Annotated in this window: 13 protein-coding genes; 10 read left to right on the top strand and 3 right to left on the bottom strand. The window is 66.1% G+C overall.

All coding sequences use genetic code 11. The annotated features are described in order from the left end of the window. Positions 1-35: 35 nt before the first annotated feature. The 9 genes from VH499_RS12390 to VH499_RS12350 are packed head-to-tail and all read left to right on the top strand — an operon-like array spanning position 36 to position 8,501. The gene (locus tag VH499_RS12390) at positions 36-1,424 is read left to right on the top strand and encodes an amidase (protein ID WP_332053043.1); all 1,389 of its coding nucleotides are present in this window, start codon (positions 36-38) and stop codon (positions 1,422-1,424) included. Between the two features lie 6 nt (positions 1,425-1,430). Continuing rightward, a complete protein-coding gene (locus tag VH499_RS12385) occupies positions 1,431-2,108 on the top strand; it encodes an aspartate/glutamate racemase family protein (protein WP_332053042.1) in 678 nt (225 codons plus the stop codon). Positions 2,109-2,162: 54 nt separating this feature from the next. Further along, entirely contained in the window at positions 2,163-3,353 is a 1,191-nt protein-coding gene (locus tag VH499_RS12380) for an ABC transporter substrate-binding protein (RefSeq protein ID WP_332053041.1), read from the top strand. Positions 3,354-3,379: 26 nt separating this feature from the next. Next, positions 3,380-4,273, top strand: coding sequence for a branched-chain amino acid ABC transporter permease (locus VH499_RS12375; protein ID WP_332053040.1), 894 nt, complete (start codon positions 3,380-3,382; stop codon positions 4,271-4,273). Further along, positions 4,273-5,001, top strand: a complete 729-nt coding sequence (locus tag VH499_RS12370) for an ABC transporter ATP-binding protein (protein WP_332053039.1) — start codon at positions 4,273-4,275, stop codon at positions 4,999-5,001. Before VH499_RS12375 ends, VH499_RS12370 begins: the two co-directional genes overlap by 1 nt. After that, a complete protein-coding gene (locus VH499_RS12365) occupies positions 4,998-5,729 on the top strand; it encodes an ABC transporter ATP-binding protein (protein WP_332053038.1) in 732 nt (243 codons plus the stop codon). The genes VH499_RS12370 and VH499_RS12365 overlap by 4 nt, the downstream gene beginning before the upstream one ends. Beyond that, complete coding sequence (locus tag VH499_RS12360; RefSeq protein WP_332053037.1) at positions 5,726-6,682, top strand: branched-chain amino acid ABC transporter permease; 957 nt, start codon at positions 5,726-5,728, stop codon at positions 6,680-6,682. The genes VH499_RS12365 and VH499_RS12360 overlap by 4 nt, the downstream gene beginning before the upstream one ends. Further along, on the top strand, positions 6,675-8,264 hold the full coding sequence (locus tag VH499_RS12355; RefSeq protein WP_332053036.1) for an FAD-dependent oxidoreductase: 1,590 nt from the start codon (positions 6,675-6,677) through the stop codon (positions 8,262-8,264). The genes VH499_RS12360 and VH499_RS12355 overlap by 8 nt, the downstream gene beginning before the upstream one ends. Positions 8,265-8,309: 45 nt before the next feature. Then, positions 8,310-8,501: a hypothetical protein gene (locus VH499_RS12350; RefSeq protein WP_332053035.1), complete on the top strand. Its 192-nt coding sequence runs from the start codon at positions 8,310-8,312 to the stop codon at positions 8,499-8,501. Positions 8,502-8,534: 33 nt separating this feature from the next. On the opposite strand, the gene VH499_RS12345 is transcribed toward VH499_RS12350, so the two are convergent. Continuing rightward, positions 8,535-9,569 carry an aromatic ring-hydroxylating dioxygenase subunit alpha gene (locus VH499_RS12345; protein ID WP_332053034.1) on the bottom strand — a complete coding sequence of 345 codons (1,035 nt, stop codon included), beginning with the start codon at positions 9,567-9,569 and terminating at the stop codon, positions 8,535-8,537. A gap of 60 nt (positions 9,570-9,629) precedes the next feature. Further along, a complete protein-coding gene (locus VH499_RS12340; protein WP_332053033.1) occupies positions 9,630-10,862 on the bottom strand; it encodes a CinA family nicotinamide mononucleotide deamidase-related protein in 1,233 nt (410 codons plus the stop codon). Positions 10,863-10,949: 87 nt separating this feature from the next. Between VH499_RS12340 and VH499_RS12335 the strand changes: the two genes are divergently transcribed. Continuing rightward, a complete protein-coding gene (locus tag VH499_RS12335) occupies positions 10,950-11,804 on the top strand; it encodes a class I SAM-dependent methyltransferase (RefSeq protein ID WP_332053032.1) in 855 nt (284 codons plus the stop codon). Positions 11,805-11,842: 38 nt separating this feature from the next. Here VH499_RS12335 and VH499_RS12330 read toward each other — a convergent pair whose 3' ends face one another. Beyond that, positions 11,843-12,826 carry a S1C family serine protease gene (locus tag VH499_RS12330; protein WP_332053031.1) on the bottom strand — a complete coding sequence of 328 codons (984 nt, stop codon included), beginning with the start codon at positions 12,824-12,826 and terminating at the stop codon, positions 11,843-11,845. Positions 12,827-12,880 lie beyond the last annotated feature (54 nt).

Here is a 12,880-nt window from a genome sequence, read left to right as displayed (position 1 = left end):
GTGGCCTGTCCTCGGCGTGCGTTGTAGGTTGTGGCATGAGCATTCACGACATGACCGCAGCCGAGTTGCTCGCCGCCTATAAGGGCAAGAAACTCTCGCCCTTGGAGGCGGTTGATGCCTTCATCGCCCGCATCGAGAGCTGGGAGCCGAAGCTGAAGGCGCTGTATGCGCCGGATTTCGGCAATGCGCGCAAGGCCGCCTCGGAGTCGGAAAAGCGCTGGCAGATGGGGCATCCCCAAGGAGCGCTTGATGGCGTGCCAATCACCATCAAGGAGAATATCGCTACCAAGGGCGTGCCCGTGCCGCTCGGCACTGCAGCGACGGAACTGCTGCCGGCTACTGCCGATGCGCCGGCGGCGGCGCGCGTACGGGAGGCAGGCGCCATCATCCTCGCCAAGACCACCATGCCGGACTACGGCATGCTGTCGTCCGGCCGCAGCTCCTTCCATCCGCTGACGCGCAACCCCTGGAATCTCGCCTGGAATCCCGGTGGCTCGAGCGCCGGCGCGGGCGCCGCCGCGGCGGCGGGCTATGGCCCGCTGCATCTGGGCACCGATATCGGCGGCTCGGTGCGCCTGCCTGCGAGCTGGAACGGCATCTTCACCCTGAAGCCGAGTCTCGGTCGCGTGCCGGTGGACCCGCCCTTTCTCGGTCGTGTGGTCGGACCGATGACCCGGACGGTTGCGGATTCGGCCTTGCTGATGGGCGAGCTCTCCAAGCCCGACCCGCGCGACCATATGAGCCTGCCGCCTGCTGCGATCGACTGGATGGCGGGGCCGCTCAAACCCAGCGGCCTCAAGATCGGGTTGCATCTCGATGCCGGCTCGGGCCTGCCCGTCGATCCGGAGGTGAAGGAGGCGGTCGAGAAGGCAGCCAAGCTGTTTGCCGGCGCGGGTGCGAACGTCGAGCCGCTCGAAGGCTTCCTTTCGCCCGACATGCTGTATCTCCAGGATCTCTTCTGGCGCGTCCGGAGCTGGGCCGATTTCTCGGCGCTGAGCCACGCGAAGCAAGCCAGCGTGCTCCCCTTCATCGCCGATTGGTGCCGCGGCGGCGCCGACGTGTCGGGCGCCACGGTCATTCGCGGGCTCAACAACTACATGGCGATCCGCGCCGCGACCACGCGCGCCACGCAGCCGTTCGACTTCGTGCTCTCGCCCGTTTCGCCGGTGCCGACCTATCCGGCGGAATGGGAGACGCCGACGAACGACGTCACTCGGCCGCTGGAGCACATCTCCTTTACCATGCCCTACAATATGAGCGAGCAGCCCGCGGCATCGATCAATTGCGGCTACACCGGGGAAGGCAAGACGATCGGCTTGCAGATCGCCGGCCGGCGCTTCGACGATCTCGGCGTCCTGCGGCTCTCGCGCTGGTTCGAGCAGGCGCGCGGGCCGCAAAAACCCTGGCCCGAACCGCCACAGTAGGCGCTGGTGAAGCCGCTCGGCATTCTGGTGCTCGATACGCGCTTCCCGCGGATCGTGGGCGATATCGGCAATCCGGCGTCGTTCGATTTCCCGGTGATCTACCGGCGGCTGGAGGGAATCGTGCCGTCTGACGTAGTCGCGGCCCATCCTTACAAGTCGCGCATCTTGGCGGCGCTGGAGGCGAACGCCCGCAAGCTCGCCGCCGAGGGTGCTGCCGGAATATCGACCAGCTGCGGGTTTCTGGCGCTATTCCAGAAGGAACTGGAGGCGCTCTCGCCCGTGCCGGTCGCGACCTCGGCCCTGCTGCTCGTCACGGCCATGAAGGGCCGCAAGGTCGGCGTCATCACCGCATCAGCGCGGAACCTGACCGTCCGGCATCTTCGGGCGGTCGGGGCGCCTGAAAACACCCCGATCGAGGGCATGCCCGAAAATGGTTCGTTCGCCGCCACGTTTCTTGCCAACGGCCCTGACCTCGATCGCGCCGTCGTGGAGCGGGAGACCATCGAAGCCGGCCGCGCCTTGCTGCGCAAGAACCCGGAAATCGAGGCGATCGTGCTGGAATGCACCAATCTGCCGCCCTACAAGCGCGCGCTCGAGGGGGCGCTGGCCATTGAGGTCTACGATGTGCTGGACCTCTTGCGCGACTTTTGGAAGCGGCTGGGTCATCACGTCGAACGCGGCTGACGGGCATCGAAATTGCTGCAATAGTTGCATCCCAACAATCACAAGGGGGCGGCAATGCGGGGACGTGGATTTGTGCTGGCTGGCGCCATCGTCGCGGGTCTTTTCGCAGGCGGATCGCCGGCACAGGCGCAGGATATCGGCATCGGCCTGATCGTGCCCTTGTCGCCGCCTGGCGATCCGGTCGGCGGCCAGCTCATTCGTCGTGGTGCCGAGATAGGCGTCGAGGCCGTGAACGCGGCGGGTGGTGTCCTGGGCGGCCGCAAGCTCAAGCTCTACGTCGAGGATTCGCAGGGCAAGCCGGAAGCCGGCGTGGCTGCCTATCGGCGTCTGGTGAGCGAGGACAAGGTCGTCTTCGTGCCGGGCTTCTTCCACAGCTCGGTCGCGATTGCCGCCAACGAGGTCGCGAACGAGATGGGCGTGCCGACGATGTCGCTGCAAGCATCGGCCGCCGACATCACGGCGAAGCACTATGAAATTGCCTTTCGTACCCATGTAGTCGATCCGGTGCGCGTCTCGGCCTTCATGGAGTTCATCAAGCAGAAGGGCTTCAAGCGGGTGTCGATGATCGCCGAGACGACCGACTACGGCATCGGCATCGCCGACGAGACGATCGCGCAGGCCAAGAAGGTGGGCGGCATCGAGATCCAGAAGGTGCCGTTCGACCGCACGGTGACGGACCTCACGCCGCAGCTCCTGCAGATCAAGGCCTTCAAGCCCGACCTCGTGATCAATATCGGCGTCGGCCAGCCGCTCGACCTGATCATCGATCAGGCGACCACGATCGGCCTCCTGCCGAACACGCCGATGCTGGTCTCCTACGACGCGCCGGTGCGGCCGCAATACTGGAAGCTGCATCCCAAGAACGGCGCGGGCATCTATTTCATCGCTTATTTCTCGCCCAAGAGCCCGCTGTCCGACATCGGTGCGAAGTTCGCCAAGGCCTATACCGAAAAATACAAGGAAGATCCCGTTTACGGCTCCCTGAACGGGTTCGGCGCGATGGAGATCATCGCGCAGGCGATCGACTCCGCGAAAAGCACGGATTCCAAGGCGCTGATCAAGACGCTGGAGACCGGCACTTTCAAGAGCTGGCCCTCCAACCCCGTGACCTTCCCCCGCGCCAAGGGCGTCTATTGGCACAACTGGTCGGCGCCGGTGCTGATCCTGCACTACACGAAGCCGATGGAGGATTGGAAGGAAGCCGAGGTCGCGGTCCAATACGCGCCGGTCGCGCCGAAGGACTGATCGCCCCGGCCAAGCGCCACAGACGGATGTTCTCGACAGAGCTCGTCGTCCAGACGTTCATCTCGGGCATCATGATCGGCGTGCTCTACGCACTCATGGCGCTCGGGATCACGTTCATCTATTCGATCATGCGCATGATCAATTGGGCGATGGGCGAGTTCTACATGATCGGAAGCTACCTGCAGTACGCGCTGGTGGCGTTCCTGCTGGGTCCCGACCTGTGGTGGCTCGCCATCCCGCTATCGGCTGCGGGCGTCTTCGTGCTCGGCCTCTTCGTGCAATGGGGCCTGCTGAAGCCCATCCTCAGGAAGCCGCCCGAGGTGCGCGACGATTACGCGACCGTCGTTACGCTGGCGCTGCTGCTGCTGTTGCGCAGTCTCGCTACCGGCCTGGCTGGTCCCAATCAGTTCTCGCCAGGCTCCGATCTGCCGGTCGTGATGGTGGGCCCGATGCCGATGGCGGGCGCACGCGTGGCGGCGTTCGTCTTCGCGCTGGCTGCCTTGGCCCTGTTCTATCTGCTGCTGCGCTACAGCTGGTACGGGCTTGCGCTGCGCGCGACCTCGCAAAGCCGCGTCGGGGTGCAGACCGCGGGCATCGACGTGCTGGGCGTCGATCGCGTCGCCTTCGGCATCGGTGTCGCCCTCGCCGGTCTTGCCGGCGCGCTGCTGGCGCCGGTGTTCCTGGTCTATCCGACCAACGGCCTCATCACCACGGTCAAAGGCTTCGAGATCGTGGTGATCGGCGGTCTGGGCTCGATTCCCGGCGCGTTGATCGCGGGCGTGCTGCTCGGCTTGATCGAGTCGTTCGGTGCGGCCTTCATCGATTCGGCGTACCAGAATATTTACGGCTTCGCCCTCGTGCTGCTGATCCTGGTGCTGAGGCCTACCGGCCTGTTCGGCGAGCGCGCCCGCGAGGCCTGATGGAACCCGCGCTCGAGACGATCGGCCTCGTCAAGCGCTTCGGCGGCCTGCTCGCCACCAACGACGTGTCGCTGAAAGTCGACCGGGGTGAGATTCGCGGCCTGATCGGGCCCAACGGCGCGGGCAAGACCACCCTGGTCAACCTCGTCACCGGCGTGCATCCGGCGGACGCGGGCGAGGTGACGCTCGGCGGGCAGAGCCTGCGCGGGCGCGGCATGCACGAGATCGCGAGGCTCGGCCTCGTGCGGTCCTTCCAGGTCACACGGCTGTTCGGCAGCATGACCGTGCGCGAGAACCTGATGACGTCGTTTCTCGCCCGCCGCGACAGGGCCTCCGGCGACGGCACCGAGCAGACCGAGAGCATGATCGCGCTCACCAGGCTCGGCCCGCTCGCCGACACCCAGGCCAAGAAGCTGTCCGGCGGCCAGCGCGCGCTGCTGCAAATGGCCTGCGGCTTCATGGTGCCCGGCACCTGCTACGTGCTCGACGAACCGTTCGCCGGCATCAATCCGGTGATCAAGGATGCGATCATCGACATGATCCTCGATGTGAACCGTCGCCATGGCGCCACCTTCCTGGTCGTGAGCCACGAGATGGCAATCGTCCGCCGCCTTTGCCGGCAGGTCACGGTGATGATGGAAGGGCGCGTAGCCGCCCAGGGCACGCTGGACGAGGTGGCGCGCCTGCCGGAAGTGATCGCGGGCTATCTCGGGAAGGCGATGGAATGAGCGCGACCCTGCTCGCCGTCGACGACATCCACGCTGCCTATCAAAGCGGCGTCGATATCCTGCAGGGCATGTCGCTCCAGGTACCGATCGGCGGCTTCGTGCTGGTGATCGGTCCCAACGGCGCCGGCAAGTCGACCCTGCTCAAGACGGTGTTCGGTCTTCTGGCACCGCATCGCGGCGCCATTTCGCTGGAAGGCCGGACAATCGCCGGCCTGGCGCCGCACGAGATCAAACGCCTGGGCGTGAGCTACGTGCCGCAGGAGCTCAACACCTTCCCGCATCTCACCGTCGAGGAGAACCTGCGCGTCGGCGGCTGGACGATTCGTCGCGATTCGCCGCGGCTCAGGGCGCGGATCGCACGGGTGTACGAGATCTTTCCCGTGCTGGCGGAGCGGCGGCGCGACAAGGCCGGCGGCTTGAGCGGCGGCCAGGGCCGCATGCTCTCGGTGGCGCGCGAGATGATCACCGAGCCGCGGCTGATGCTGGTCGACGAGCCGACCGTGGGCCTGGCGCCCAACCTCGCCGAGCAGGTGTACGGTCTCCTGCAGACGGCGCGGAAGGCAATCTCGACCACCATCCTGCTGGTGGATCAGAACGTCTCCGACGCCCTTCGCCACGCCGAGGACGTGGTGATGATGAATCTGGGCAAGGTGAAGGCCGCCGGGCCCGTTGCCGAGTTCGGCGAGGCTCGCGTGCGCGAGCTGATCCAGGAATGTCTGCTGGGATGAGCGCTTCCTTCACCTTCCCGCCGAGTTTCCGGCGATCGGTGATCGCGATCGTCGTGACGGCGGCCGCCTTCGCCTTCGCGCCGTTGACGGTCGGCAGCTTCGCGCTCCATGTGCTCACCATCAGCTTCTACTACGTGATTCTGGCGTCGAGCTGGAACCTGTTGGCGGGTTACACCGGCCAATTCTCGCTCGCGCACCACGCCTTCGCGGCGATTGGCGCCTATACCTCGGGCCTGCTGGGCTACCACTACGGCATTCCGGCGTGGATCGGCATTCCCGCCGGAGTCGTGATGGCGGCGCTGTTCGGCCTCGTACTCGGCCGCCTCGTGCTGCGCATGCGCGCGATCTATCTCGCCATTGCGACCTGGGCCTTCGCCGAGACGGTGCATATCTACCTGACGGCCGACTACCAGTTCACGCGCGGCGAACTCGGCCTCTCCGTGAAGCCTCTCTACGGCAATGTCGATCCGCTGCCGTATTACTTCACCTTCCTCGCCCTGACGGCGGTGGTCCTGATCGGGCTCAGGGCACTGATCGACTCGCCCATCGGCTACTTCATGCGCGCCATCAAGGACGACGAGCTGCGCGCCAAGAGCCTCGGCATCGATACGACTCGGGTGAAGGTCGCCGTGTTCTCGATCTCGAGCGCTGTTGCCGGCCTGGCTGGTGCCGTCTACGGTCACTTCATCGTGCTCCTCAGCCCGCAGATGATCGACTTCAGCGAGATGGCCAAGATCGTGATCATGGTGGTGATCGGCGGGTTCGGCACCTTTCTGGGCCCGGTGATCGGCGCGGCGCCGGTGCAGGTGGTGATGACCTACCTGCAGAAATACGGTGAATGGAACCTCGCGATCTTCGCGCTGGTGGTGATCGTGCTGATGCGCTTCAGCATGGAGGGGCTCGCGAGCCTGTTCGCGCCCCTGTGGCGGCGAATCTGGGCGCGGCATGCGTGACACGGCATGGGACGTCGTCGTCGTCGGCTCCGGCGCGGCCGGCCTGTCGGCTGCCCTGGCTGCCGCGGTCGATGGAGCGCGGGTACTCGTGCTCGAAAAGGCCGGCGTGCTTGGCGGCACCACGGCAATGTCGGCCGCGGGAACCTGGGTTCCGAACAATCACCACATGCGGGCCGCCGGTATCGAGGACTCCGTCGAACAGACGCTCACCTATCTGCGCGCCACGGCGCCGCCGGGCTGGCAGGAGACGGAGGACGAGCTTTGGCAGGCGCTGGCCGAGAACGCGGCCCCTATGCTGCGTTTTGTCGAGGACCACACGCCGCTTGTGTTCGAGCTGGTGAACCATCCGGACCTCTATGTCGAGGCGCCGGGCGGCAAGCTCTTCGGCCGCATGGTCTCGCCGACCCTGGTCAGCCGCTACAGGCTGGGAAGCTGGTGGAACCGCGTGCGCAAGTCGGTGAAGCCGCAGTTCTTCACCTACAAGGAAATGATCGACGGTGTGCTGAAGGATCCCGTTCGTGCCGTGCTCAGGTTGGGGCCGTCACTGGCGTGGCGTGTGATTGCGGGACAGGTCGGCCTCGGCAACGGATTGATTGTCGGGCTCGCAAGCGGATGTCTGAAACACCATTGTCACGTTCTTCTCAACGCCGATGTGAAGCGCCTCACTGTCGATGGTGGCAGTGTGACCGGTGTCGAAGCGATGATCGACGGCAAGGCCATCACCATCGCGGCTCGCAAGGGAGTCGTACTGGCGACCGGCGGCTTCGACTGGTCGCCGGACTACATGCCGCACTATTTTCCCGGTATCGAGCTGATCGGCGCGCCGCGGACCAACACAGGCGATGGCCAGCGCATGGCCGCCGAGGCTGGCGCCGAGCTTGCCCACATGGATCAGTCCAACATCGGGCCCGCCACCTTCACCCGCTACGAAGGGCGACGCCATGCGCAGCCGCTCTACGAGACCTACGCTCCGCACTGCATCCTCGTGAACCGCGAAGGCAAGCGCTTCGTCAGCGAAGGCAGCGCGGCGCTGGGCGCTGCCATCGACGAACGTGGACCGGACGGCAAGTCGAGGCACATTCCGGCCTGGCGCATCTTCGATGCGCGCTACGCCAACCGGCTGTCGACGATGTACGCGGCCAAGGATCCGGATTTCGTGCGCACGGCCGACACGATCGAGGAGCTCGCCGGCAAGATCGGCCTTGATCCGCGGACGCTCAAGATGACCGTGGAGCGCTTCAACGGCTGGTCGAAGGAGGGCGTCGATCGCGACTTCCACCGCGGCGAGACGGCCTGGGAGCGCCACTACACGAAAGACCGCGCATTGGCGACAGTGGAGAAGGCGCCGTTCCATGCTGCCCCCTTCCTCTACGTCAGTCTTGGCACCAAGGGCGGACCGCGCACCAATCGCCATTGCGAAGTCCTGCGTCCCGACAGGAGCGTGATCGCCGGCCTCTATTGCGCAGGCATCGCCATGGCGAGCCCGATCGGCACCAAAGCCGTCGGCGCCGGCACCACCATCGGTCCCTGTCTCACGTTCGGCTACATCGCCGGCAAGGCGGTCGCTCGCCGTAACGTGTAACGTCGAGCAGAGGGGGCACGTGCTGGCCCGCGGCATGCTTCGCCGTTGCCCGCCACGTCCGCCGGCAGCCTGCATCTCCGCGCCGAGACCTTCAAGGCTATCGTGTGCGACCTGGCCGGCAACCTCGAACCACATGGCGTGCGGCGCATTGCCATTCTCAATACCGGCGTCCTGACCGAGAGGCCGCTCGACGACCTCGTGATGGCGTCGACGCAACGCGGGCCGGACCTGTCATAGGCGCTGCTACTGCAGGGTTGCAGCCCGATGACGTTACTGCACCTGTTCCTGCGCGATCCTCTTGTTCAGGGTCCAGCGGAAATGGGCGAGCGGCGCGTCGGCGCGGATCGCCAGCATCTTGAAGTCGGGATCGGCGTCGACGACGACCTGTTGGTCCTCGATGATGGCTTTGTCCTCCATGAATCCCTCGACCATGCTGTCGTGCAGCGACCGCGCGATGTCGGGATCGTGCAGGTCGTAGTTGTGGAGGTAGTTCCAGAAGAAATGCGTCGTACGCTCGGTCTCGGGGGTGATGAACTGGCAGTTGCGATACTGCTTGGCGCTGTTGACGACACTGCCATTCTCGCCGCCCGTGCCGGCTGGCGAGAAGCCGGTCTCAAGAAAGAAGATGCCGGGAATGTACATGGTGCCGACGTTCCAGCGGTCGACCGGCTCGTCGTTCTTCACCACCTTCCTGTGGAAGGGCGGCGGGGCAGCGTTCATGTGCCCGCGCCTGACGCGAAATCCCCAGTCCGCCTTCTCGATTTCGGCAGGCCTGGTCTTGTAGGCATATTCCTCCGAGCCGCCGAGCGTGTTGGTATGCACGAAGGCGAGGTGCGCGAAATCGCTGAGATTGTCGACGATGAAGAGATAGTTGGCGTTGTAGTGGAGATAGTCCGGAACGCCACGCCAGCCGGGATCGCGCAGATAGGGGAAGTCGACGATCTTGGCCGGATCGGCCTGCTCCTTGTCGCCCATCCACACCCAGATGAGGTGATCGCGCTCCAGGACCGGGAAGCTGCGGACGCCGAGCTTCGGCGGGATGGTGTCCTGGCCGGGAATCTGTATGCACATGCCGTCGGCATCGAACTTCAGCCCGTGATACATGCAGCGCAGGCACTCGCCCTCACGCCGACCCTTCGACAGCCGCGCGCCGCGATGGCAGCAGCGGTCTTCCAGCGCTACGATCTTGCCGCTCTCGCTCTTGTAGAAGACGATCGGTTGATCGCAGATGGTGCGCGCCAGCAACTTGCCGTCGATCAGTTCGTAGGACCACGCCGCCACGTACCAGCAATTCTTCAGGAACACCGGCAGTTCCTCCCATATGTGTTCGCGCAATTCAGGGTCAGGTGAAGACCCAAGTCAACGTCAGCGCCGCTCGAAGTCGATGCGTTCATCGACAGGCAGTCCCAGAAGATGGCGGCGCAGGCAGTCCAGGGCGAGCTCGGCAGCGCCCAGGCGGATCCAGTCGCGGCTGCCCATCAGTCGCGCGAGGCGGCCGACGGTGCCGCCTGGGTCGGCGATGCCGATGCAGATCGTGGCACCGAAATCGGGGCGGTCGGCGGCCTCGTCGAGCTGCATCAGCACGGCCAGCGCATGGCTCGCGCCACTGTCCCGGCGCAACTCGTCCGCGGTCCGGGCTGCGGCTTCCACCGAGGCGCCGCTCGAGGGCAGGGTGCGCGTCACCAGGCCACGTTTGAAGACCGTTTCTGCACCCGAGAGCGGCGCGATGCGCGCGGCGATGATGCCGCCGGTGAAGGTCTCGGCCAGCGAAAGGGTGTGTCCGTCACCGCTGAGCCTGGCGAGCAGCACGCCCTCCAGTGTCTGCTCGTCCTCGGCGACCACGAAATTGCCGAGGCGCCGGCGCACCTCGGCTTCCGCGGCGCCGAGCCTGCCCGCAAGATCGTCCGCGTTGACGCCGCGAGCGGCGAGCTTGGTCTCGAGCTGAGGATAATGCGCCTGAAAGCCCAGCTTGATCTCGCCGTCGATGGCGAGCCCGGGAATGCCCGCCAGCATCTCGTCGGCGCGCGATTCGCCGATGCCGAAGGTGTGGAAGCGCTTGAGCCGCGTGACGCCCACGATGCCGGCGAGCTTCAGGAGTCGCGGGATCACCTGCTCGTCGAGCATGCGCCGCATCTCGCGCGGCACGCCGGGCGTGAACAGGAAGCGCGCCTTGCCGATGGTGACGGCGAAGCCGCAGGCTGTACCGATCGGATTGTCGATGAGCTCCGCGCCCTCGGGCAGCATCGCCTGCTTCTTGTTGTTCACCGGCATCATCCGCCCGCGGCGGGCATACGATTCGGTCATGCGCTGCAGCCAATGCTCGTTCAGCACCAGCGGGACGCCGCAGGCTTCCGCGGCCACCTCCTGGCTGAGATCGTCGACGGTCGGCCCCAGCCCGCCATTCACGATCACTGCATCGGCATGCTCGGCAGCCTGGCGGAAGGCGGTCAACAGGCTCGCGCGGTCGTCGCCGACAGTCGTTCCCCAATGGACGTCCAGGCCGACCTCGACGAGGCGACGGGCGATGTGGCCGTAGTTGGTGTTGACGGTCTTGCCGGTCAGTATCTCATCGCCTGTGCACAGAATCTCCACGCGCATGTCTGCCGGCTGCCTTTCCTTGACGACATGCCAGTATCGCGACAATTGCGCTGCGTCTCCAGAGGTTGGACGCCCTACAATGCGCCCATGGGTAGCGTAAGAGAGAATGGCTTGGGGGCGGCGAATCTTCGTCTGGTCGGGGCGCCCTCGCTCTCGCTCGACAGCGACGAGCTGGCGCGCGACTACGAGCGGATCAGCGCTACCCGCCAGTTCCAGTCGGGCCAGCGGCTGGCCGCCGAGCTCGGCATTGTGCCGGGCGAGCGCGTGCTCGACCTGGGCTGCGGCACCGGTCTTTTGGCCGAGCATATTTCCGATCTCGTCGGTCCGCAGGGCAGCGTGGTGGGCATCGATCCCCTGCCATTGCGCATAGAGCTCGCGCGCAGCAAGCAGCGTCCCAACCTCTCGTTCGAGGTCGGCGATGCCTTTCATCTCGACATGCTGCAGGACTCTTCGTTCGACGTCGTGATCATGAACGCGGTGTTCCATTGGCTTCCGGAGAAGACCCGGCCGCTACTCGAATGCGCGCGCGTGCTGCATCCAGGCGGACGGGTGGGTATCGGCACCATGCTGAAGGGCCATCGCACGCGGGTGCACCAGATTGCGAGCAAGGTGCTCTCCGAGCCGCCATTCGACCGTTTTCCGCGGCCTCGCGCGCAGCTCACCTTTCCGGTCGACGCCGAGGAGATGCGGGCTTTCTTCGAGATGACGGGTTTCTCGGCCTTGCTGATCGAGGTGCGCGAGAGTACCCGCATGTGGCCTTCGCCCGAGGCCGCGATCAGTTTCTCGGAGGCGAGCTCCTTCGGCAACTTTCTCGGCCATCTGCCGCCCGAGCTGAAGGCTCGTGCCCGCGTCACGATTCGCCAGCGCCTGCAGAACCTGATGACCGCCGACGGCATCATCCATCACGGCCGCCGGCTCGTGGCGATCGCGGCAAGAAGGTAGGCATCGCGGCGAGCGCGGCTCCGGCCGCGCCGGCGTTGCTAACCTTTCGCTCTCCGCTCCACCGGCGCCAGCGTGCGCGTTTCGACCGCGCCGCCCCGCAGGATCGAGACCGCGGTTTCCTTGCCGATCCGCGCCGCACTCAACAGCCGCACCAGATCGTCGGCGCCCTCGACCGCTACGCCGTCGACCGACAGAATCAGGTCGCCGGCCAGCAGACCCGCCGCGGCAGCCGGCCCGCCCGGCATCACCTCGCTGATGCGGACCGCGCGCTTGCCGGCGCCCGTCGCAAGGCCGATGCGACGCGGCAGCGGCACGGTCCCGGCGGCGATGCCGATATGGGCGCGGCGCACGCGCCCATGAGTGATGAACTCGCTCACGATCAGCACCGCCGTGTTGGACGCCACGGCAAAACAGATGCCCTGCGCGCGGGCGATCATGGCAGTGTTTATGCCGACCACTTCGCCTGCGGTCGAGACCAGCGGCCCACCCGAATTGCCGGGATTGAGCGCCGCATCGGTCTGGATGACGTCGTCGATCAACCGGCCCGAGGTGGCGCGCAATGACCGCCCGAGCGCGGAGACGACGCCCGCAGTGACCGTCGATTCGAAGCCGAGCGGATTGCCGATCGCCACCACGAGCTGGCCGCGACGCAGGGCCTTCGAGTCGCCGAGCGCTGCTGCCGGCGTGCCGGCCGGCAGATCGGTGCGCAGAAGCGCGAGGTCGGTGTCGGGATCGTCGCCCATCACGCGCGCCTCGCGCACGCTGCCCTCGGCGAAGGTGAGCTGCACGCGCGGAGCGCCACCCACGACATGGGAGTTGGTGAGCACCAGTCCGTCGCCCGCTATTACCACGCCCGATCCGGTCCCGCCGCCCGGCTTGCCGCCCTCGCCAAACCGCTCCACACGCACCACCGCCGGCCCGACCCTGTCCACGACCGAGATCACGGTGCGCGAATAGGCGTCGAGCAGGGAACTGTCATCAAGCGGGCGGGCATCAGGCGGTCGGGGATCGTCGAGCGGCACAGGGCACCTCCGGGAAAGGAGGGGCTAAATGGGGTGGGCGGGGCGGGATTTCAC

This window comes from Reyranella sp. (genome assembly GCF_036558665.1).
Lineage (GTDB): Bacteria > Pseudomonadota > Alphaproteobacteria > Reyranellales > Reyranellaceae > Reyranella.
Note: the sequence above shows the minus strand (reverse complement) of the source record. Positions and strands in the feature narration are given on the sequence as shown.

Bases quoted from the DNA above. Each gene is read 5' to 3' on its own strand.
- VH499_RS12390 (WP_332053043.1), top strand. From the start codon at position 36: ATGAGCATTCACGACATGACCGCAGCCGAGTTGCTCGCCGCCTATAAG.
- VH499_RS12380 (WP_332053041.1), top strand. From the start codon at position 2,163: ATGCGGGGACGTGGATTTGTGCTGGCTGGCGCCATCGTCGCGGGTCTT.
- VH499_RS12375 (WP_332053040.1), top strand. From the start codon at position 3,380: ATGTTCTCGACAGAGCTCGTCGTCCAGACGTTCATCTCGGGCATCATG.
- VH499_RS12370 (WP_332053039.1), top strand. From the start codon at position 4,273: ATGGAACCCGCGCTCGAGACGATCGGCCTCGTCAAGCGCTTCGGCGGC.
- VH499_RS12365 (WP_332053038.1), top strand. From the start codon at position 4,998: ATGAGCGCGACCCTGCTCGCCGTCGACGACATCCACGCTGCCTATCAA.
- VH499_RS12360 (WP_332053037.1), top strand. From the start codon at position 5,726: ATGAGCGCTTCCTTCACCTTCCCGCCGAGTTTCCGGCGATCGGTGATC.
- VH499_RS12355 (WP_332053036.1), top strand. From the start codon at position 6,675: ATGCGTGACACGGCATGGGACGTCGTCGTCGTCGGCTCCGGCGCGGCC.
- VH499_RS12340 (WP_332053033.1), bottom strand. From the start codon at position 10,862: ATGCGCGTGGAGATTCTGTGCACAGGCGATGAGATACTGACCGGCAAG.
- VH499_RS12335 (WP_332053032.1), top strand. From the start codon at position 10,950: ATGGGTAGCGTAAGAGAGAATGGCTTGGGGGCGGCGAATCTTCGTCTG.